Genomic DNA, 22660 nt, shown 5'->3' with positions numbered 1-22660 from the left:
TGTATTTTATTCATTTGATTTTTTAGTTTTGTATCAAATATTAGCTATGAAAAAGTCTTTCTTACCATTTGTTGCAGCTGCATTAATTTTTACTGCTGGTTGCCAATCCAAATCACAAACCAATACAGATTCAAGCGATCGGACTTCTACTCCTACTGAAACAGAAGCTACTGAGGCTAAAACCGATATACAAACACCTGCTATTGATGTTTCAAAAATCAAGGTTGCAGATGCAGCAACAATTTTAGCGCGTAAACAAGTACCAATATTGTGTTATCACCAGGTAAGAAACTGGAAAGCTACAGATGGTAAAGTTGGCAAAGACTATATTGTAGAAATACAGAATTTTAAAGACCAGATGAAAATGCTGGCCGACAGTGGTTATCATACCATTTTACCAGATCAACTATATGCATATTTAAACACTGGAGCCTCATTACCTGAAAAGCCGATCATGATCACTTTTGATGATACAGACTTAAATCAGTTTGAGCAGGCTAATCCAATTCTCAAAAAACATGGTTTCAAAGCTGCATATTTTATCATGACTGTATCTATTGGTAAGAAAGCTAAATATGCAGATTACATGAGTGCTGAGCAGATTAAGCAATTGGCTGATGAAGGCAATGCAATTGGTCATCACACTTATGACCATAAGAACTTCAAAAAATACCAGGGCAAAGACTGGGAAGAGCAATTAGACAAACCTACTAAAAGAATTGAAGAGATTATAGGAAAGAAAGTTACTGACTTCGCTTATCCCTTTGGCTTGTGGAATGCAGAAGGTTTTCCTGAACTTAAAAAACGTGGTTTTAGAATGGCTTTCTCTTTAGCAGATAAACGCGATCAAAACTATCCTTTATATACAGTAAGAAGGATTATAGCTAGTGGCTACTGGAGTCCAAAAACACTACACAATAGCATTGTAAAAAGTTTCTAACCTATCTGAATTACTATAAATTAGAAATGAAGCCTTTATTTTTAGCATTCTCTTTAGCTGCTTTACTTTGTGCAGCAGCTTGCACCAGTCCAACAAAAAGTAACGTTAAAACACCAGAATCAAGTCATCCAAATCAAGAAGCAACTAAAGATATCGCTACTGGGTCGGATAATAAAAAAGAAGCAACAGCAGCTGAGATTTTAGCTAAAAAAGAAGTTCCTGTTCTTTGTTATCATCAAATCAGGGAATGGAAAGCATCTGACTCTAAACGTGCACATGACGATATCATGTCGCCAGCTAAGTTTGAACAGCACATAAAAATGCTTGCTGATAGTGGTTACCATACTGTTTCACCAGATGAGTTGTATAATTATCTAAAACACGACGGTCCACTACCCGAGAAACCAATCATGATTACATTTGATGATAATAATCTGGATCATTACACTGTTGCCGCACCTACATTAAAAAAATATGGTTTCAGAGGTGTATTCTTTATCATGACGGTTACTATTGGCAGACCCAGATATATGAGCAAGGTTCAGATCAAAGAACTTTCTGACGATGGCCATACGATCGCAAGTCATACCTATGATCATAAAAACTTTGCTCAGTTTACAGATGAAGATTGGGAAACTCAGATTGACAAACCATCTAAAACCTTAGAAGCAATTACGGGTAAAAAGGTTGAGTATCTCGCTTATCCCTATGGTGTTTTTAAAGCAGCTAATCTTCCTAAGTTACAGGAACATGGTATCAAAGCTGCTTTTATTCTTTCCACAAAACGAGATGAAAATTATCCGATACAGACTATCAGACGTATTATAGATCCAGGTACTTATACAGCTAAAAACTTATACAACAGCATTAATAAGAGCTTTAATAAACCTTAAGCTACTTCTTGGATGGTGTAAGTTTTACCATTAAAACTAAAACTGTCTTTGCTTTTTTTGCCCAACATCAGTTTTCCGATAGGTGATGCAGCAGAAATAGCAAATACAGTTTTACCTTCAGTTTGTAACTGACCTGCACTAATGCTGATATAAAATATACCCTGATTGGTATTTACTAAGCTTCCCCCTCTAATGGTATCTGATGGAACTGCATGTCCAATTGCTTCCAGTACTTTACGATTTTCCTCAGCATCAATCAATAATCGTTTATTACGATCGATATCCTGTTGCATCATTTCCCTGCTGGTTTCGTATTTATCGCCGGCACTGCTTTTTGTATCATCATTACTAGCCTCACGTGCTTGTGCCAATGCTGTTTCAGCAGTTTGGATTCTTTGTTCAATAAAGTTCAGACAAAGCTGATATAAATGTTCCTTATTCATATACTACGACTCTACCCATTTAATTTTCTCTTCTATTGGTGTCCGTTTAGCGGTTCTTGGCTCCTCATTATGGTATCCCATATAAAATAAACCATAACATTTTTCCGCTTCACCTAAGTTAAGATAATCTTTCAGATCCGCAATCATTTCCGGTGAACTCCAGTAGGCTCCAACATGAAGTGCTTCAGCAGTTAGCGACATATTTTGAACAGCACAAGCCAATGCAGCCAATTCTTCCCATTCTGGAACCTTATCACCATTCAATTTTACATTTAGAGTAATGATGCAACTTGCCTGCTCTGCCTTCTCTATTATGCTGTAATATTTTTTTTGAAGAAACTTTTCAGCTGGCATAGTTTCTTTATACAAACGGGCCAACTCCTGACCTAGTTTTATCTTGCCTTCATTTCTGAATACAATAAAACGCCAAGGTTCAGTGAGCTTATGTGTAGGTGCATAATTTGCACTTTCAAGAATCTGTTTGATTACATCAACAGGAACTTCCTGTTCGGTATAGCTAATCGGAAAAACACTCCTCCTCCGTTTAATGATATTGCTTAAAATTTTTACTTCGTCTTCCATAATTCTCTGAGTGAGCGCCTCTATGCTGCAAAAATAGAATTTATGTTTAGCCGAAGTGCATAAGCCTTGTAATACTTTTGTCTAACTAATATTACTTCCTTTTCAGAGGTTTAGCAATACTTTTTCATCTGCTTTTTTACCATTTTAGCCCTTGCAAAAAAGGCAATGCTCTCTATTTCGGTTAAATAGTCAATGGTTTCTTCTAACTCTTCTCTAATCCAATCATGTTGAGGCGCAAGATTAGCCAATGTTTGCATACAATGTACTTTTGAAGCGACCAGCGTATTAGGATCTACAAGTCTGGTAAAAAACAACTCTATTACAGGGTTCATATCTAGTTTATAAAGTGCAGCCGTATACAATAAATTTGACTTGCGATCTGTCATTAAAGCCATGATTTTTGTAAAATGTCGCATAGCAGATGGATTTTCTTGCTTGTGCAATGCCAATATAAATGCAGCTACATGTGGATAAAACTGCAAAGGTTTGTGTTTAACGATATATTCCAACATCCATGCAGCCCTAAAAGCGATTTCTTTCTTTCTATGAAAACTAATCTCAATCAGATCATCAACATTCAGCTCAAAGTTTTCAATAAGTGCAGTACAATCGGCTACCATATGGGTTTTAACCGGAACATCTATCCTTCCTATTAATTCATCTTTATCCATATTAAGCTTGTTTAATTGTAATCCTCTTTCTTTATATCATTGTAGATTCAAAAAACAAAACTAATAAATAGCCCTTGAAACCATTTTATAAATTATGATTACCTTTGCGGCTTATTTTTCAGCAATATGATTTCAGTTTCTAATTTATCACTCCGTTACGGAAAAAGAACTTTATTTGAAGATGTGAACTTAAAATTCACTCATGGCAACTGCTATGGTGTAATTGGGGCTAACGGCGCGGGTAAATCTACTTTCTTAAAAATATTATCTGGTGAGGTGAACCAGACTACAGGTAGTGTTGCTTTCACTCCCGGAGAACGTATGGCGGTTTTAAAACAAAATCACTATGAATTCGACGAATTCAGCGTAATTGAAACGGTAATGATGGGTCATTCAGAATTGTATGACATCATGAAAGAGAAAGATGCCATTTATTTAAAGGAAGATTTCTCTGATAAAGACGGTGAGCGTGCGGGTGAACTGGAAAACAGATTTGCTGAAATGGATGGTTGGAACATGGAAAGTAATGCTGCTACCATGTTAAGTAACCTTGGTATTAAAGAGGAGCATCATTATAAACAACTGAAAGAGTTAGATGGTAATCAAAAGGTACGTGTGTTATTAGCACAAGCATTATTTGGAAATCCTGATATCCTTTTGCTGGATGAGCCTACCAACGATTTGGACATCGATACTATTGCCTGGTTAGAGAATTTCCTTGCCGATTATCAAAATATTGTTCTTGTTGTATCCCACGACAGACACTTTTTAGATGCTGTTTGTACGCATATTGTTGACATCGACTTTAGCAAAATGAGTATTTATTCTGGTAACTATACCTTCTGGTATGAGTCTAGTCAGCTTGCTTTAAAACAGCGCAGTGATCAGAATAAAAAATTGGAAGAGAAAGTTAAAGAGTTACAAGAGTTTATTCAGCGCTTTAGTGCGAATGCTTCGAAATCAAAACAAGCTACTTCCCGTAAAAAGGCTTTGGATAAAATTGATATTTCTGAAATTAAGGCATCAAGTCGTAAATACCCTGCCATTTTGTTTAACAATTTGGGTAGAGAAGCTGGTGACCAGATTTTACAGGTTGAGAACTTGTCATGTACCTTAAATGGTGAAGTGATGTTTAAGAACGTGAGCTTCATGGTAAATAAGGGTGACAAAATTGCAATTTTGGCTCAGAACAGTTTAGCGACTACTGCTTTTTACAACATTCTTACCGGACGTGAAAAAAACTATACAGGCGAGTTTAAATTTGGGGTAACTATCAATGTTGCTGATATACCAAATGATAACTCTATCTATTTTGAGAATAAAGATGAGAATCTGGTAGATTGGTTACGCGAATATTCCGGTACTGATCAGGATGAGCAGTTTGTAAGAAGCTTCCTGGGCAGAATGTTGTTTTCTGGTGAAGAGGTTCTTAAAAATGTCAAAGTATTATCAGGTGGTGAGAAAATGCGTTGCATGTTCTCGCAAATGATGTTAAAACATCCTAACCTTTTATTATTTGATGAACCAACGAATCACCTGGATTTGGAGTCTATTACGGCTTTAAATAATGGTTTGAATGATTTTAGAGGTACAGCATTGTTTACATCCCGAGATCATGCGTTAACAGAATCCGTGGCAACTCGTATTATCGAATTGACACCTAAAGGTGCAATTGATAAAATGATGACTTATGATGATTATATTTCTAGTCCGGAAGTGGCAGAGTTGAGAGCAAAAATGAATGGTCAAAATTAACCGTTCTCTTCTGCGTCTGGCATCTTTTTCTGAAGGGAAAAAGCGCCTGAAGTCGCATCAGAGAAGGTAAATTTTGTATCAAGCAGCGAGCAGAAATAAAGCGTAATATATTTTGTGTCAAGCAGCGAGTAGAAATAAAGTGTAATATATTTTGTGTCAAGCAGCGAGCAGAAATAAAGTGTAGTATAAGCAAATTTAAAAGCCGATACCCGAGTCGAGATGTCGTCAAAATATAATAACAGGGGGACAAAGTTCAGTGATGATATACTGAACTTTGTCCCCTGCTTGCTAAGTAAAAATCGGTTGCTATGAAAAGGCCTGAGGCGCTTTTTCCCTTCAGAAAAAGATGCCAGACTTAGAATAGCTGCCTATTTTTACCTTCATTAGTGTGCATGACCATCTTCTTCAACAGGATGAAGTTCAAATTTCAAATCCAGGTCGTTGGCTCCCGAAAACTTAGTTGCAAAGTTTTCATCATTCCAGTTTTCGGCAGTAATATTCGCTTTTACTCCAGTGTTTAGATGACGCAAAACGTAGCGAAATGTAAATCCTTTCTCTGTATGCTTGTCGACCGTTAGATAACCCGTTACTCCTACATTTACTTTTTTATTGTCTTTATCTCTATCGGCGTATACATAAGTAAGTGTTCCGACTGGAGCGCCGAGAATAAAGGCCTGATGAATATCATGTTTATCCACAAATTCCTGTTGCATTTCCCTATTGGCAAAATCGTAGGATTTTAAACTCAGTTTGTATGTTTTCCCTTCAGTAAGATGAGCATGAGTGCCAACAGGTGGCAAGCCTTTGCTATCAAAAGCGATGGTTAGAGGTTGGGCTTCTGGAATCACATTGTAGTGATAATGATCACCATGGACTTCACGCTCTACTTCTAAAAATGTCAATTCTGTTTTTCCGATCTCTTCTTCTGGCACCTCTGGTTTGGGATCCTTTTTACAGGCATTAAAGGTTAAGGCGATAAAGGCAAATAAGATCACTGAGCTGTAATTACGTAATTTGTTCATTGTTTTTAATTTATGGTTTGTTATTATATAATTTTAGAATTTGTATGCGAATCGCATTGAGATATTACGCCCCATGTCGTGAGTGTAATACCTGAACCGATTCATATAATCTTTGTAAAGCGTATTGAAAAGATTCTCAGCAGTAAGGCCAAACAATACTTGATTTTCCCCCCAGGTAAAAGATCCCCCTGCCTTAATGTTAAAAAGATGGTAGGCAGAAGGAGGCTCAGCATAATCACTTCCAAGGGTATACCTGTGTTGTCGTGCCGTAAAACTATGTCCCGCAGCAAAATACAAGGAAGAGATCTTTTTATTAATTGCAACTTCCCAACGCAATGTCTGACCTATTCGATCAGCTGGTATATAAGGCAGATAGCTATTATTGCTCTGGTCTTTAGCTTTTAGCACACTACCATTAACACTGTAACTAAGTGCAGGATCGATTGTCCAGATAGCGGAAAGGTCCAGTCCTGCAAATGAAGCATTGCTCTGTTGGTATTTAAACACAGGAAATGTACCCCTGTTACTTTGTAAATAACTACCATCAGGCTTAGAAAAGATATAGTGATGAATGTATTGAATATAAGGATCAATATTTATTTGAAATTTTGATGCTTGATATTTTAACGAGGCAACGAACTTATAACCTTGTTCAGTCTTAAGATCAGGATCACCTATTTCATACAATCCTGCACCATGATGTAAGCCATCACTATACAATTCATTGGCAGAAGGAGCTCTCCAGGCAAGCCCTGCATTACCATTCAATTGCCAATAATCGTTGATTTTCCATAATGCACCAACAGAGCCGGTTATATTGTGAAACCTTCTGCTACCCTTGTAAAAGGTTGGCCCATCATTTGTTTTATACCTATATCCTACTGCATCAAAAGTGCTAAAGTCATATCTGACACCAAATTCCAATTCATAATTATCTGTGACAAATTTCTCTATTGCAAAAAGTGCTGCAGAAAGTCGATCAAAATTGGGAATAAAAGGAACAGACAATGTTCCAGCTGCATTATTGTTGACCTGATAACCAAAATTAAAACCGATTTGATGTTGTAGCCTTGCGTGATTTAGAATCTTATAATAGCCTTCCAATTTATGATCACTAAGTACCATGTCTGTAATTGGTAAAGCCTCCCTATCACCCCTTCTAATATCAAACTCCTGCCTGCGATTTTTCTGAAGTGCATACACCAATGAAAATGTCTTATTATTCTTCAATGAATAATCAGCTTTAAGCTTCAGTAAATCATGAACAACATTTTGTTTTGGTGCAGAAATAGCATAACTAAAGCCATAATCTTCAAATGGCCTTCCTGCTTGGATACGTGCATTAATATCCTCAATTGTACCAATATGAGCACTGTAAAGAATACCAAGATCAGTACTAAAGCGACTATAATAACCTTCATACTTTGCTTTTCTGGTCTTATATTCAACTGATGCAGAGTAATTTAATTCTTTAGCACCTGTATTTCCGAGATAATAATCGGCAGTATGAATATTCCCAGACCTTTTTATAGAACTCTGTACCCGCCATGCAAGTGCAGGTAATGTAAGAACTCTTCCAGTCAACATTAATGAAGCTACACCGGTTCTACCGTTTGTCGCACCCAACAAATTAAATTCTCCTTCGAGATTCTTATCCGTTGGAAACAAAGGTGGTTCAAGTAAAATTACACCGCCCATTGCTTCCGATCCATATCTTATAGACTCAGCACCCTTAACTACATGGATGCTTTTAGCTGTAAATGGGTCAAGTTCTGGTGCATGTTCCGCTCCCCATTGTTGCCCTTCCAGTTTAACTCCATTATTTAAGAGTAAAATTCGGTTACTATGCAATCCATGAATAACGGGCTTGGAAATAGTACCACCCGTTTGCAGCAAAGCAACACCTGGAATTTCCTTTATACTCTCCCCTAAGCTGCTACCTCTAACTTCATCCATTTGTCTGCCAGACAATATAGAGGAAACACGAGTTTTGCCTGAAGGAGTTTTCTTGATCAAAATTTTCACCTCTTTCAAGGTCTCAGTATACTTTGTTTTCTTGTATTTGGAATTCAAACTATCCAGTTCCTGGGCAAAAGAACAACAGCTATAAATTAAAAAAGGGGACAATGCTAAAAACTTTCTCATTCCACAAATGCAATTAAGTTGCAAATATATTTTATTTTTAATTGTAAATGCAACTTAATTGCTTTTATATTTGTAACAAGAAAAAAATCAATAAATTATATGAAGCCTTTTATTAAATCTGCATCGTTAGACCAACTGGGAATTACTGCCTCTGTAGCATGTGCAATACACTGCGCAGCACTTCCGTTTATCATCACTACATTACCACTCTGGGGTTTGGAATTTCTTGCTCATAGCTGGGTTGAGCTGAGTATGATCTGTTTATCACTCGTTATAGGAATATGGTCATTATCGACCTCTTTTCCTAAGCACGAAAAAGTTCTTCCAATAATGGTATTGGTAACCGGCTTTGGTTTTATCGCTATAGGTCATTATGCATTTCATAGTCTTGAGGCTATTTTGATTCCCATAGGAGGCTTTACCATCGCTGCGGCACACTACCTGAACTGGAAATACAGTCGTAGCTGTAATCATCATAAAACAAAGTAACAGCAATAGCCGTAGCAATTACTTTACATGAATAGTATATGCAATTAAATTGCATATACTATTTTTGTACAACGCACACATGATATGAACAAGAAACTAATATTCGGTACATTAATGATTTTCGTAAGCATGATCAACCCAGGTTGTCAGCACGAAAAAGTAGATGGAAAGCAGCTTTATTTGAAATATTTAAAAAATCATTTAAAGAAATAGCAATTATGATATCATTAAAATCCGTTTCACACGATTATTCTGGTGGACATCGCATTTCTTTTAAAGACTGGCAGATTGCCAATGGAGACCAATGGTTGTTACTTGGCGAATCTGGCAGTGGAAAAACTACTTTACTACATATATTAACAGGCATATTACAGCCTAAAGAAGGTGAAGTACTTATCAATAATACCTCTATTTATAATCTATCATCTAAAGAGCTAGATCAGTTTAGAGGCAGAAATATTGGCATTATTTTCCAGCGTCCACATTTGATTAAAAGTCTGAGTATAGCTGAAAATTTAGTTCTGGCTCAAAGTTTAGCTGGCCTGCCGACAGATTTAAACAGAGTAAACGAAGTGCTGGCATCGTTAGGCATTGCCGATAAAAAAAGATCTTACCCAAACGAGCTTAGTCAGGGGCAATTGCAAAGGGTATCTATAGCAAGAGCTGTGATTAACAAGCCTGCTTTACTGATTGCAGATGAGCCTACATCTAGTTTGGATGATAAGAATGCTACTGCGGTATTATCGTTGTTAATGGAGCAATCAGGCCTTAATCATGCCACACTTATAGTTGCCACACACGATAAAAGAGTTAAAGATGCATTTATAAATACTTACGAATTAACATGAGTCCATTTAAAATAAGCTGGAAAAGCTTGTGGTCTAAACCACTATCAGCAGCCTTAAACATCATGCTAATTGCTTTCGGAACAGGTATATTAACGATTCTTTTACTGGCATCAAGACAAATCGGAGAAAAACTTGACAATAACTCCAAAGATATCGACCTAGTTGTTGGTGCTAAAGGAAGTCCATTACAATTGGTTTTAAGCAGTATTTATTATATAGACTTTCCGACAGGTAATATCCCATTAAAAGAAGCAATGGAACTTGCACGAAGTCCTTTTGTAAAACGTGCAGTGCCACTTGCATTAGGTGACAATTACGAGGGGGTTAGAATTGTAGGAACGGATAGTAATTTTGTAAGCTTGTATAAATTAAAGACTGCAAAAGGAAAATTCTGGGAAAAAGATTTCGAAACGACTATAGGGGCTACTGTAGCAAGTCAACAGGGGCTTAAAATTGGCGACACCTTTTATGGGGCACATGGATTATCAGGCAGTTCAGATGTGCACAAAGAACACCAATATACTGTTTCAGGCATTCTTGAACATCAGGGAAACGTCACTGATAATCTGATACTTACGAATATAAAAAGTGTATGGAAAATGCACGATGAACATGATGACCACGATCACGATAGCCATGAAGGACATCATCATCCCGCAGGCGAAGCACATCATCATGATGGAGAAGAACACGATCATGAAGAAAATGAAAAAGCTGATGAGTCAAGAGAATTGACTTCTTTGTTGATTCAATATAGATCTCCAATGTCTGTTGCTATGTTCCCAAGAATGGTGAATGAAACCACAAATATGCAAGCAGCATCACCTGCTCAGGAAAGCACTCGTTTATTTTCGTTAATAGGTGTTGGTGTAGATACACTTCAATGGTTTGCCATTCTTATTATGCTGATTGCAGCAATAAGTGTATTTGTCAACCTTTATAACTCGTTAAAAGAGAGAAGCTACGATCTTGCCATCATGCGTACTCTGGGTGCTTCCAGAACAAAGCTATTCGTAATCGTTATTGCAGAAGGCATAATGCTTACCTTAGCAGGTACTGTTATTGGCATAGTTTTAGGTCACCTGGTATTAGAATTTATTGGCAGCAATCAAGAAAGTGGACAGGCACAGCTTAGTGGATTTGTTTTACTTTATGATGAGTTATACCTATTTGTTGCAGGCTTGGCGATTGGTATATTTGCAGCTATAATCCCTGCTGTGCAGGCATACCGGTCGAATATTTCAAAAATATTGTCTAAAAATTGATAAAGAGCTAATACACACAACATGATGATTAAGAAAATAGCATTGATAGTTTTATTGTTTACAGGTTTTGCTGTGAAGGCACAACATAATCCTGATGATCAGATCATGTCTGGAAACTGGGATATTGTTGGAGGCGTAGACTTTAAAATTGTTAAAGACACTGAAATGCAAGCCATTTTCACACCAGAAATTAAAAAATATGCCAACAAGCAGTTTGAACTTGAAGGATATATTGTGCCTATTAAAGATGGAATGAAACAAACCAAGTTTATGCTGTCTACTTTACCGATTAATCAATGTTTTTATTGCGGAAAAAATGGTGTACCAATCATGGTGTTAGTTGAAATGGCTGAACCCATCAAATTCACTTATAAAACAGTAACCGTAAAAGGCGTTTTGAAATTAAATGGAGGTAATGCAATGGACAATCCTCCTATTGCGCTCATTGCAGCTAAAATAATATAATCATGAAGATTGATCCTATACATCTTTTAAAAGAGCACGATTTAAAGCACACCAAACAACGGGTACGTGTTTTAGAGGAAATAGCTTTAGATACTGCTGCTATATCACAACCTAATCTTGAAAAAAAACTGGGTAAGGAAATCGATAGAGTAACGCTTTACAGGATTTTAAATACTTATGAGGAAAAGGGAATCCTGCATAGGATCATGGATATGCATGGAACTGCAAATTATGCGATTTGTTCTTCATCCTGCACTGAAGATCATCATCATGATGAACATGTACATTTTAACTGTACCAACTGTTTTAAGATATATTGTCTGGAGGTTGAGGCACCTCGTATTAAAATGCCGGAAGGATTTATTGCAAAAACCGTAAACTCTATTGCTTACGGCATTTGCAATAAATGTAATGCTATTTAGTGACCTGAATGGCCATCAGCGCCATGCGCATGACCATGAGCCAATTCTTCTTGTGTAGCTTCACGCACAGCTAAGATTTCACCTGCAAAAATCAGGTCTTTTCCAGCCATAGGGTGGTTTAAATTAACGTTAACCACATCCTCATGAATAGCAGTAACACCTGCTCTGAAATGATTACCTTGGTTATCTTGCAAAGGAATCACATCACCAACAGCTGGCAATTCAACATCCTTAAACATTTCTTTAGGCAGGTCAGCAAATGCTCCTGGGTCGATTTCTCCATAGCCATCAGCTGCAGAAAGCTCAAAACTATAAGCATCACCAACATTTAAGCCGGCAAGATGTTCTTCAAACTTTGGCAACATCATTCCTGTACCATATAAAAAAACGAGTGGATTTTCCTTCTCTGTTTTTTCTACAAAAACCTGTTGTCCTTCTTCATTAGTCGTATGCAATTCATACGTTAATGATACCACTGTATTGGGCTTAATACTCATTAGAATGTTATTTAGTTATTAAATTTAATGCTTCATCAACGGTTGACACCGGCAACTGGCAGACTTTATTTCGGCAAATGTAGATTTTTGTTTCTATACTTTGCTTATCTTTTAACAATGGAAGTTCAGATTTTGTTCCTCCCAATGTAACTTTATTAGGAATGTAATGTTTATTGAGCGACCATTTTACTTTTTCAAGATCATTTCCTGTCAACGCAATTTCATTTATACCAAACACAGATTCCAACACCTGGATTGCCCAATTTGAATAAGCAGAACCATAGGTTTTAATTTGTGGTAATACGGCAGCCAACATCCCTTCTGCTTTTAGAATATACCTATCATTGTCAAACAATAAACCTAATTTATGAAGATTTTGAGCCATTGTGGAGTTGGAAGCAGGAATTACATTGTCCATAATTTCGTGCTTACGTGCAATTAAAGCTTCTCCATTTGCGGCAGTATAAAACAACATAGGGCTAGCTTCATCTTCAAAATTTCTTAACACATAATCAGTAAGATTCCTTGCTTCTTCAAGCCATTTTTCATCAAAATCGTATTGATACAATGTGATAAGAGCTTCAATAAAGAAAGCATAATCATCCAAGAAACCTGGAATGGTAGCTTTATTATTTTTAAAGTTACGGTATAGGCCTCCATCTGAAGTCTTTAAATTATCCAGAATAAATGCTGCTGCTCTTTTAGCTACATCGTAGTAATGTGTATGATCAAATATCCCAGCACTTTCTGCCAGGCCTTTTATTGCCATGGCATTCCATGCCGTTAAACATTTATCATCCAGACCAGGCCTAACCCTTTTACTGCGTTCATTCAACAACTTCTGCTTTGCTGCTTTTATTTTCTGTTGTAAGGACATAACGGTAAGCCCTTTAACATCCGCATATTCTTGTTCATCAAACTTCCTAAGCAGGATATTGGTTTGTTCTTCTTCCCAATTGCCCTCCTCAACGACATTGAAATAATCAGCAAGTAAGGCAGCATCATCACCAACTACAGCATCAAACTCTGACTTATCCCAAACATAAAACTTCCCTTCTACGCCTTCGCTATCAGCATCAAGTGCCGAATAAAACAAACCCTCTGCTGATGTCATTTCCCGTTCCAGCCAAACAATTGTTTCTTCAGCAATATCTTTAAACAATTCTGATTTTGAATATTGATAGGCCTCGGCATATAAACTGATCAATTGACCATTGTCATAAAGCATTTTCTCGAAATGAGGAACATGCCAGTTGCCATCTACAGAATAGCGGGCAAAACCACCACCTACATGATCGTAAATTCCACCCATAGCCATTTTTTCTAACGTCAACAAAGCCGAAACATGGGTACCATCATCTTCCATCAGGTGACTATAACGTAACATAAACTGCCAGTTATTGGGTAAAGGAAATTTAGGTGCACGATTATACCCCCCCTCTCCCATATCGAAATAACGTTTCCAGGGTTCAATAATTTCAGTTAAATGAGCTTTAGTATATTCATCAACCTTTATATTAGGAATAATCTTCTCTGCCTGATGTATGCCTTCGGTTAAACGGTCTGCATATTGTATCGCTTTACCCGGCTCATTCTTCCACATATCGGCAACACTTAACAACACATTTATCCAATCAGTCTTTTTAAAATAAGTACCGCCATATATTGGGCGCTGATCTGGTAAACAAATACAGTTTAAGGGCCAACCTCCACTACCCGTCATCAGTTGTATAGCTAGCATATAAATCTGATCTATATCAGGTCTTTCCTCCCTATCCACCTTAATACAAACAAAATGCTGGTTCATTACTTCTGCAACCTCATGATTTTCAAAACTTTCCCTTTCCATTACATGACACCAGTGACAAGCTGAATAGCCTATGCTTACCAATATCAATTTATTTTCATCCTTTGCTTTCTGCAAAGCCTCCGGTCCCCATTCATACCAATTTACAGGATTATAAGCATGTTGCAGTAAATATGGTGAAGAGGCATTTATTAAGCTATTGGATTCTGTATTCATATTATAAAGATAAAATTTATGTTGTACTTTTATGTTAAACCATTATCAAAAATGAAGATAACCCATACCGAAATCTACCGCTTTAGTATACCAACTGAACCTTTTGTAATTGCGACCGGAACCATGCATTTTGCTCAAAATGTATTGATTAGAATTTATACCGATACTGGTATTTATGGCGTTGGAGAATGCTCTGCTTTTCCAATGATTGTTGGTGAGACACAGGAAACATGTTTAGCAATGGCTAAGGATTTCGCAAAGATTCTCATAGATAAAGATCCACTGGATATTCCTGAACGAATGAACGACTTAATGGGTTATGCGGCTAATAACAATACTATTAAAAGCGCTTTTGATATGGCATTGTTTGATATTGCGGCAAAACATGCTGGGTTGCCCTTGTATCAGTTTCTTGGTGGACATAAACGTACTGTTGAAACAGATATGACAATTGGTATTGGCAGTCCTGAAAACATGGCTCAGTATGCCATAAAATATAAAGAACAAGGCTGTAGAATTATCAAAATTAAACTAGGCAAAGATGTCCATGACGATATTGAACGTGTAAAACAGATCAGGGCAGCTGTCGGTAATGATATTAAGCTACGACTGGACGCTAATCAGGGCTGGAGTTTTGATGATGCTTTATTTGCATTAGGTGCAATGGAGCCATTTAATATTGAATTTTGTGAACAACCTATGCGTACCTGGTATGATGATCTATTACCGGAACTCAGTTTAAACTCGCCAATTAAAATAATGGCTGATGAAAGCTGTTATAATCATCATGATGCAAGGAAACTGATTAACAGCAAATCCTGTGAATACCTTAATATTAAATTCTCTAAGTCGGGCGGTATTTTAGAAGCACAAAAAATTCACGAGGTTGCTTTGCAGACTGGTGTAAAATGTATGATTGGTGGAATGCTCGAAAGTAGAATAGCCATCAGTGCCAAACTTCATTTCGCTTTGGCTAGTCCTAATGTTGTATTTTATGATCTTGATAGTTGCTTAATAGGCCACCTGATTGATCCTGTTACAGGAGGAGTAACCTATAATGGCTTTTTTGTTGATGTACCAGATACACCAGGATTAGGTGCAGATGCTGACAGTCGATTCTTATTGAGCTGCGATAAATGGATAGTATGATGAGGTAGAATTTGCTCTACCTCTTAATGACAATTGTGCGTCCAGTAACCAGATTAAAGGTATAAATCTTGTATAATCCATCATCGGAAGTCTCAACATTCTCAACCAAGCCGGTTTTACTAAAGGTATCCGTTACCAGATCTCCTTTTTTAACTTCCTGCAATACTTCTGATGGTGTTTCGTTGTTTAATCTGATCATGGGGTAAAATTATACTTTTTTCTGGTTAATATTTCATTAGGTATCAGTTGATATATCCATTACGGAAAGTATTTCAGCAATGGAAAAATAAGCACCACACACAAACTCATCTGCTGCACCATAATAAATGGTTAACTGATCACCGTCAATAACATGTCCATTTGTAAAAACTACATAACCAAAGAAGCCACTTAACTCATAATGTTCTGTAGGTACCATAATAGGATCGGTTGTTCTAGCTATCACAACTGAAGGATCATGAATATCCATTAGAAAAGCGCCCAAACAATACTGATGATCCATATTGGCGCCATGATAAATTTCCAACCAACCCTTTGTTGTCTTTATAGGAGCTGCACCAGCACCTACCCTTGCATTATCCCATAAACCTGGTCTTGATTTTATAATACATTTATGATTTCCCCAGTGTACCCCATCAGGAGATTCGGCAAGCCATATGTAATTGCCACCAATCTCTTTACTGCTAGGCCTGTGTAAAGCATAAAATTTACCATTTACCTGCTCCTCAAATATTGCCACATCTTTATTATGAGGGGGAAAGATCAAACCTTTGTTATCAAAATGTAGCCAGTCGTTCGTTATTCTCAGTCCTACGCCTACCCCACTTTCAGAAACAGCTGTATAGCTTAGGTAATAATCATTCCCGATCTGACTAACCCTACAGTCTTCTATCCCATACCGTTCCAGATCTCCCTCTCCAAAAATAGAAACAGGAAAATCTGGTTGAAAAAAATGAATACCATCATCACTACACAAAAGCCGTAAATGAGATATAGTCGTTAGATAGTCTAAACCTCTATAATTCACTATCCGTGCATCATTTGCTATCAGTTCCGGGTCATTTAATGGGACTTCAATGATTTCCATTTTTCCCTGATCATTTAATATTGGAAAAAAGATTACTCCCTCCTTTTGCGCAATACTTTCGGCAACACGTACCAATAACCAGATTTTCCCATTATAACGAAATACGCCAGGGTTTAACAAACTGATAATCTGAAGTTCAGGGCTACTTGATTTTAGATCCTTTGGCATTAAAATCGGGTTATTACTGAAACGTCTGGCAAGATCGGTCATAATTGAATTAATTTGAGCAAATAAGTACGCTAAATGATACTATAAATTAAAACATGAGATAACTTAAATAGTTTGGGAATGAGATATAACAAAATCTTGAGTATAAGATTGATCCCAGTTTTAAAAAACTATTAAATTTCTGTAAACTTGCAGCTCAGGGATAAAAAATGGCAAGCTATGTTACACTTTCTGATCAGGAACTGGCAGACCTTTTAAGGGATGGTAATGAAACCGTGTTTAAAATTATCTATGACCGCTTTTGGAGTAAACTTTACTTCGTTGCCTCGAAACGTTTAAATGATCCTGCGGAAGCTGAAGAAGCCGTACAGGATATCTTTTTAAATCTTTGGAAAAACAGAGAATCCTTTCAGCTAAAAGTCAATTTTGAAAATTACCTAGCTATTGCTATAAAATTTCAAGTGATTAAAAGAAGGTCTAAACGTTTTAGAAGATCTATCATCGAACAACAACTTGGAACTGAAGCTGAATTAGAAAATTTTCAAAGTCAAAATTACGATTGGAACCAATATGATTTAGAAGAACTCCAGAACCGCCTGGGTAAAATTATAGACACCCTACCGCCTAAATGTAAATTGGTTTTTAACATGAGCAGAGATGAGAATTATACCAATAAAAAGATTGCCGCTGAGTTAGGCATCTCTGAAAAAGCAGTAGAAAAACATGTAACACAAGCTTTAAAAGTTTTAAGAACCAAACTGGGTCTATCCCTGATATTTATATTATTCCTCAATTGAAAGCTGCCTTGTCCGGAACATAAGTTAAAAAAAATAAAAATTATTAAAATAAAAGGTAGGGTATAGCACTACTCGTGGGACTATGTTCTAAACTGCCCTAAAAATGGACGAACATAAAATAAATATGCTTTCCGATAAAATTGTTAAAGGAACCATTTCTGAAAAGGAAATGGAAGAATTTAATGAATGGTATGGTACTTACGACAATCTGGAACAAACCGTGACTGCTGATAAAAGTCAGGAAGCCTTAGCCGAACGCATATTTAAAAATATTACAACAGAGGCGAATCTTCATATTCCAAAATCTCGCAATATTAAAATTTGGCCGCGTATAGCTGTTGCAGCATCATTTGCATTAGTTGTTGGCCTAAGCTTATTCTATTACACTGGAAAACAAGCTAATAAAGCTAGAGAAACTGCTTATCTGAAAAATATAAAACCGGGCGGTAATGGAGCTGTACTTACTTTGGCAGATGGTCGCAAAATCAGATTAGATGCCGCTACCAAAGGAGAATTAGCAAATGAAGCAGGAGTTAGAATTACCAAAACTAAAGATGGACAGATTCTTTATGAGACTAAGGCTGTAGCTTCAGCAAAAGATAAAATAAATACACTCTCCACCGCTAATGGCGAAACTTATAGCATTACCCTACCCGATCATACAGTAGTATATCTTAATGCGGCTTCTTCCATCAGCTATCCAGCTTCATTTGCCACACTTAATGAGCGTAAAGTGGAACTAAGTGGAGAAGCTTACTTTGAGGTAGCTAAAGATAGCTCCCATCCTTTTATAGTTCGTACAGCCGATCAGGAAATAAAAGTCTTAGGTACCCATTTCAATGTAAATTCATATAAAGACGACGGAAATACTAAAACAACGCTATTAGAAGGATCTGTGCAGATTGGTTTTTCATCAAATAAAAATGAAACAGGAACAATCATTAAGCCAGGAGAACAAGCCTACATAAAAGCCAATAGAATTTATATTGATCAAGTGAAAGCTGAAGATGCAATAGCCTGGAAAAATGGTTACTTCAGATTCAACAATGAAACACTAGCACAAGCTATGAATAAAATAGCCCGCTGGTATAACGTCAAAATTGAATACAAAGACCAAAGCATTAAAAATAAAAATGTTTACGGTTCATTGAGCCGTTTCAGCAATATAGCAGATGTATTAAATCTTTTAGAGCTTACAGAGGCAGTAGAGTTTGAAATAGAAGGAAACAAAATCATCGTATTGAAAAAGTAAAATAGATAATACCAGAATAGAAACCAAAACACCAACCACCCACAAAAAATCATTAGAATTAACAGATTAAAAATGTATAAAATTTATACCAAAATTTTATGCAGGCAATCGCGCTGCATACACAAATCACTATTAATTATGAGGCTAACAGCTTTTCTATTAATTACCACACTACTCCAGGTTAGCGCGGCTTCATTTGCACAGAAGCTAACCATGACAAAAAACAATACCTCCTTTGATGAGGTATTCAGAGAAATCAGAAAACAAACTGGTTATGATGTATTGTTGATTTCAAAGAAAGTTAAAAGTACGGAACGTGTAAATGTAAAATTTAACAACACCCCACTTGATAAAGTGATGGATGAATTGTTAAAAGGAAAAAATCTAAACTATACGATTGACAAAAAAACAGTTGTAATCAAAGAAAAAGAAACAACTTTAATCGACCGTGTAATCAACAGTTTATCAACTATTGATGTAAAAGGTAAAGTAGTAAATGAAAACAACGAAGGTTTAGCAGGTGCTACAATTGCAGTAAAAGGATCATCACAAGTAACAAAAACAAATGCGGACGGAGATTTCGTATTAACTAATGTTGATGAAAACGCCATGCTAGTTGTCAGCTACATTGGTTTTCAAGTTAAGGAAATCAAAGCTGCAAGAGATTTAAAAGTAATCCGCATGACTTTGCAAACCAGCGATCTTAACGAGGTAAACATTGTAATGACAGGTTACCAAGACCTGAATAAACGATTATTCACTGGAGCTTCCTCAAAAATCAAGGCTTCAGATGCAGAACGTGCAGGTGTTCCCGATGTAAGTCGTATGCTTGAAGGTCAGGTTGCCGGTGTTTCTGTACAAAATGTTTCAGGAACTTTTGGTGCTGCTCCAAAAATCAGAGTTAGGGGTGCCACTTCCATCAATGGTGAAAATAAACCGCTATGGGTAGTGGATGGTATTATATTGGAAGACGTAGTGAATATTTCCAATGAACAACTTTCAACCGGTGATCCAAGCACATTAGTTGGTTCTTCTGTAGCAGGATTAAACCCTGATGATATCGAAAGTTTCGAAATATTAAAAGACGCATCTGCAACAGCTATGTACGGTGCCCGTGCAATGAATGGGGTAATCGTTGTAACGACTAAAAAAGGTAAAAAAACAGATGGTAAACCAGTATTATCTTATACAGGTAATTTCACTACTTACCTGAAACCGTCTTATAATCAATATGACATTATGAATTCTGCAAACCAGATGTCTGTATATGCAGAAATGATGAACAAAGGTTGGTTAAACCATTCAGAGGTTTCTAGAGGTGCTAGTGGTGGTGTTTTTTATAAGATGTATAATCAAATGTATCAATATGATGCAGCCACAGATGAGTTCAATCTAAGAAATGATGCTCCAAGTAGAAAAGAGTTTTTAAAGAGATATGCCAATGCAAATACAGATTGGTTTGACCTCTTATTTAAAAATTCATTTATGCAAGAACATGCATTAAGTATTACCAGTGGTACAGACAAATCAAAATTTTATATATCTACAAGTTACTTAGGAGATAATGGATGGACTGTAGGAAACAGTGTGGATAGATTTACCGGAAACGTAAGAGGTACTTTTGACTTATCCAGTAAACTAACTATTGAGGTAATTACACAAGGATCAATTCGTAATCAGTTTACACCAGGTTCTCTTGGAAGAAGAAGCAGTCCTTCAACTGGTACCTTTACCAGAGAATTTGATATTAATCCTTTTACTTATGCGCTAAATACCAGTCGTACACTTACAGCATTTGATGAACAGGGAAATAAAGAATTCTTTGTACAGAACTTCGCCCCTTTTAACATACTTCATGAGCTTGAAAATAATACCATGCAGCTTAAAATGTTGGATTTTAAACTTCAAGGTGGTTTAAAGTATAAGATCATTAATGGACTGAAATATTCATTTGATGCTGCCTATCGTTATGTAAAAAGTGATAATGAACACAGAATCAATGACAATTCAAATATGCCAATGGCTTATAGAGCTGCTGGAGATTCATATGTAATCGCTAACAATAAGTTCCTTTATAAGGATCCTGATAACCCTAATGCTTTACCGAGAGTAATTTTACCAGCAGGTGGTTTTTACAATGTAAATAGTGACAATATGGAAAACTATTACATGAGAAACTCACTTGAATGGAATAAAGAATATAATCATGACCATTTGTTCAACGCATTCTTATCAACCGAAATGCGCTTTACAGACAGACAGCGCCGTACTTTTGATGGAGTAGGTTATCAATACGACCGCGGTGGTGTACCTTTTATCGATCCTGACTATTTTAAGAAAAGTGTAGAAAGTAACTTTTTCTATTACAATATGAATACCCTAAAAGAAAGATACCTTTCTTATTTAGGTAGAGTGGCCTATGCTTATAAAGGCAAATACAGTGTAAACGGTACAATGAGATATGATGGTTCTAACTTACTGGGAGGTACATCTACAGCAAGATGGTTGCCAACATGGAACATCAGTGGTGCCTGGAATATTGACAATGAAGAATTCTTCGACAAACAAGATATATTAAGCAGAGCGACTTTAAGAGGTACATACGGTTTAACAGCCAGTATGGGGCCTGCAACAAATGCAAGTTTGATCCTAAATAACCAAAGTACAAAAAGACCATTTTTAAGAGATATTGAAACTGCGTTAGTAATTGGCGGTCTTAAAAACTCAGAGCTTACCTGGGAAAAACAATTAGAAACCAATATTGGATTTGATCTGGGCTTCTTAAAAGACCGTTTAAGTCTTACTGTAGACCTATACAAAAGAAATGGTTATGACCTGATTGGTGCGGTAAGAACTTCAGGTATTGGTGGGCAGTATATAAAATATGCCAACTATGCCGATATGAAATCTAAAGGTATTGAGGTAACAACCGCAGCTCAGATTTTAAATGGAGCTGGTCTAAAATGGCGTACCCAGTTAAATTTTGGTTACCATAAAGGTAAAATAACCAAATTAGAGAGTGTTCCATTAGTATGGAGTTTAATATCTCCAGGAGGAGATGCATTACAAGGATATCCACAAAGAGGATTATTCTCTGTTCAATTTGATGGTCTAAATCCACAAACAGGTATTCCTACTTTTGTTGGCGTAAATGGTGAACGAAATGTAACTAATGTTTATCTACAAGATGATAATATTGGTCATCTGAAATATGAAGGGCCTACAGATCCTTTGATGAATGGTGGTTTTTTTAATTCCTTTTCATACAAAAGCTTCTCTTTAAGTACTTTATTAACCTTCAGTGCAGGTAATAAGATCAGATTAAATCCTGCCTTCTCTGCAAGCTATAATGATCTTTCATCTATGTCAAACGATTTTGTTGGCAGATGGATGCAACCGGGAGATGAACTTAAAACCAACATTCCGGCTATAGCTGATAGATTTGTACAAAGTAATCTGGGCTCGGACTATCCTTACAATGTTTACAATTATTCTGATGTAAGAGTTGCTGACGGAGGTTTCATTCGCATTAAACAAATTATGTTAAGCTATAACCTTCCAAAGCTTATTTCTGGAAAAATTGGCGCAAACAACGCATCAGTTAGTGTTGTAGGGAATAACTTAGGCTTATTATATTCTGATAAACGCTTAAACGGACAAGATCCTGAATTCTATACTTCAGGTGGTGTATCCCTCCCTGTTCCACGTCAATTTACTGTCTCATTAAAATTAGGTTTCTAAACACAG

Annotated in this window: 21 protein-coding genes; 12 read left to right on the top strand and 9 right to left on the bottom strand. The window is 36.6% G+C overall.

Going from position 1 to position 22660, the window contains the following annotated elements:
* Window positions 1–46: 46 nt before the first annotated feature.
* Entirely contained in the window at window positions 47–940 is an 894-nt protein-coding gene (locus WC623_RS08405; protein WP_372849897.1) for a polysaccharide deacetylase family protein, read from the top strand.
* A gap of 26 nt (window positions 941–966) precedes the next feature.
* Window positions 967–1833, top strand: a complete 867-nt coding sequence (locus tag WC623_RS08400; RefSeq protein WP_372849895.1) for a polysaccharide deacetylase family protein — start codon at window positions 967–969, stop codon at window positions 1831–1833.
* Here the strand turns inward: WC623_RS08400 and WC623_RS08395 are convergent.
* The 3 genes from WC623_RS08395 to WC623_RS08385 all read right to left on the bottom strand — a co-directional run bounded on the left by WC623_RS08395 (window position 1830) and on the right by WC623_RS08385 (window position 3529).
* On the bottom strand, window positions 1830–2276 hold the full coding sequence (locus WC623_RS08395; protein ID WP_372849893.1) for a 3-oxoacyl-ACP synthase: 447 nt from the start codon (window positions 2274–2276) through the stop codon (window positions 1830–1832). The genes WC623_RS08400 and WC623_RS08395 overlap by 4 nt on opposite strands.
* Before the next feature lie 3 nt (window positions 2277–2279).
* On the bottom strand, window positions 2280–2858 hold the full coding sequence (locus tag WC623_RS08390; RefSeq protein WP_372849891.1) for a nitroreductase: 579 nt from the start codon (window positions 2856–2858) through the stop codon (window positions 2280–2282).
* 110 nt (window positions 2859–2968) lie between these two features.
* A complete protein-coding gene (locus WC623_RS08385; protein WP_372849889.1) occupies window positions 2969–3529 on the bottom strand; it encodes a hypothetical protein in 561 nt (186 codons plus the stop codon).
* A gap of 126 nt (window positions 3530–3655) precedes the next feature.
* Here WC623_RS08385 and WC623_RS08380 point away from each other — a divergent pair, with 126 nt between their 5' ends.
* On the top strand, window positions 3656–5284 hold the full coding sequence (locus WC623_RS08380; RefSeq protein ID WP_349786211.1) for an ATP-binding cassette domain-containing protein: 1629 nt from the start codon (window positions 3656–3658) through the stop codon (window positions 5282–5284).
* A gap of 383 nt (window positions 5285–5667) precedes the next feature.
* Here the strand turns inward: WC623_RS08380 and WC623_RS08375 are convergent, their stop codons facing one another.
* The gene (locus WC623_RS08375; protein ID WP_372849886.1) at window positions 5668–6306 is read right to left on the bottom strand and encodes a hypothetical protein; all 639 of its coding nucleotides are present in this window, start codon (window positions 6304–6306) and stop codon (window positions 5668–5670) included.
* Window positions 6307–6339: 33 nt separating this feature from the next.
* Complete coding sequence (locus WC623_RS08370) at window positions 6340–8451, bottom strand: TonB-dependent receptor (RefSeq protein ID WP_372849884.1); 2112 nt, start codon at window positions 8449–8451, stop codon at window positions 6340–6342.
* Between the two features lie 99 nt (window positions 8452–8550).
* Here WC623_RS08370 and WC623_RS08365 point away from each other — a divergent pair, with 99 nt between their 5' ends.
* From WC623_RS08365 to WC623_RS08345, 5 genes are all read left to right on the top strand, one after another.
* Complete coding sequence (locus WC623_RS08365; protein WP_372849882.1) at window positions 8551–8940, top strand: MerC domain-containing protein; 390 nt, start codon at window positions 8551–8553, stop codon at window positions 8938–8940.
* Between the two features lie 218 nt (window positions 8941–9158).
* Window positions 9159–9788: an ABC transporter ATP-binding protein gene (locus WC623_RS08360; RefSeq protein ID WP_372849880.1), complete on the top strand. Its 630-nt coding sequence runs from the start codon at window positions 9159–9161 to the stop codon at window positions 9786–9788.
* Window positions 9785–11053 (top strand): ABC transporter permease, encoded by a 1269-nt coding sequence (locus WC623_RS08355; protein WP_372849878.1) that lies wholly within the window; start codon window positions 9785–9787, stop codon window positions 11051–11053. The genes WC623_RS08360 and WC623_RS08355 overlap by 4 nt, the downstream gene beginning before the upstream one ends.
* A gap of 21 nt (window positions 11054–11074) precedes the next feature.
* Window positions 11075–11518 (top strand): hypothetical protein, encoded by a 444-nt coding sequence (locus tag WC623_RS08350; RefSeq protein ID WP_372849876.1) that lies wholly within the window; start codon window positions 11075–11077, stop codon window positions 11516–11518.
* Window positions 11519–11520: 2 nt separating this feature from the next.
* Window positions 11521–11940: a Fur family transcriptional regulator gene (locus tag WC623_RS08345; RefSeq protein ID WP_372849874.1), complete on the top strand. Its 420-nt coding sequence runs from the start codon at window positions 11521–11523 to the stop codon at window positions 11938–11940.
* Here WC623_RS08345 and WC623_RS08340 read toward each other — a convergent pair.
* Window positions 11937–12437, bottom strand: a complete 501-nt coding sequence (locus WC623_RS08340; protein WP_349786203.1) for a peptidylprolyl isomerase — start codon at window positions 12435–12437, stop codon at window positions 11937–11939. The two genes, WC623_RS08345 and WC623_RS08340, sit on opposite strands and share 4 nt — an antisense overlap.
* Before the next feature lie 7 nt (window positions 12438–12444).
* A complete protein-coding gene (locus WC623_RS08335; protein WP_372849872.1) occupies window positions 12445–14460 on the bottom strand; it encodes a thioredoxin domain-containing protein in 2016 nt (671 codons plus the stop codon).
* Window positions 14461–14511: 51 nt separating this feature from the next.
* On the opposite strand from WC623_RS08335, the gene WC623_RS08330 reads away from it, so the two are divergent.
* The gene (locus tag WC623_RS08330; protein ID WP_372849870.1) at window positions 14512–15609 is read left to right on the top strand and encodes a mandelate racemase/muconate lactonizing enzyme family protein; all 1098 of its coding nucleotides are present in this window, start codon (window positions 14512–14514) and stop codon (window positions 15607–15609) included.
* A 16-nt stretch (window positions 15610–15625) separates the two neighbouring features.
* Here the strand turns inward: WC623_RS08330 and WC623_RS08325 are convergent, their stop codons facing one another.
* A complete protein-coding gene (locus tag WC623_RS08325) occupies window positions 15626–15808 on the bottom strand; it encodes a hypothetical protein (RefSeq protein ID WP_372849868.1) in 183 nt (60 codons plus the stop codon).
* 36 nt (window positions 15809–15844) lie between these two features.
* A complete protein-coding gene (locus tag WC623_RS08320; RefSeq protein WP_372849866.1) occupies window positions 15845–16906 on the bottom strand; it encodes a glycoside hydrolase family 130 protein in 1062 nt (353 codons plus the stop codon).
* 167 nt (window positions 16907–17073) lie between these two features.
* On the opposite strand from WC623_RS08320, the gene WC623_RS08315 reads away from it, so the two are divergent.
* The 3 genes from WC623_RS08315 (at window position 17074) to WC623_RS08305 (ending at window position 22654) form a co-directional block, all read left to right on the top strand.
* Window positions 17074–17661, top strand: a complete 588-nt coding sequence (locus tag WC623_RS08315) for an RNA polymerase sigma-70 factor (protein WP_372849864.1) — start codon at window positions 17074–17076, stop codon at window positions 17659–17661.
* A 103-nt stretch (window positions 17662–17764) separates the two neighbouring features.
* A complete protein-coding gene (locus tag WC623_RS08310) occupies window positions 17765–18913 on the top strand; it encodes a FecR family protein (protein ID WP_372849862.1) in 1149 nt (382 codons plus the stop codon).
* Between the two features lie 138 nt (window positions 18914–19051).
* A complete protein-coding gene (locus tag WC623_RS08305; protein ID WP_372849860.1) occupies window positions 19052–22654 on the top strand; it encodes a SusC/RagA family TonB-linked outer membrane protein in 3603 nt (1200 codons plus the stop codon).
* The last annotated feature ends 6 nt before the right edge of the window (window positions 22655–22660 follow it).

Origin of the sequence: Pedobacter sp. (genome assembly GCF_041645105.1) — a bacterium.
Taxonomy (GTDB): domain Bacteria; phylum Bacteroidota; class Bacteroidia; order Sphingobacteriales; family Sphingobacteriaceae; genus Pedobacter.
Note: the sequence above shows the minus strand (reverse complement) of the source record. Positions and strands in the feature narration are given on the sequence as shown.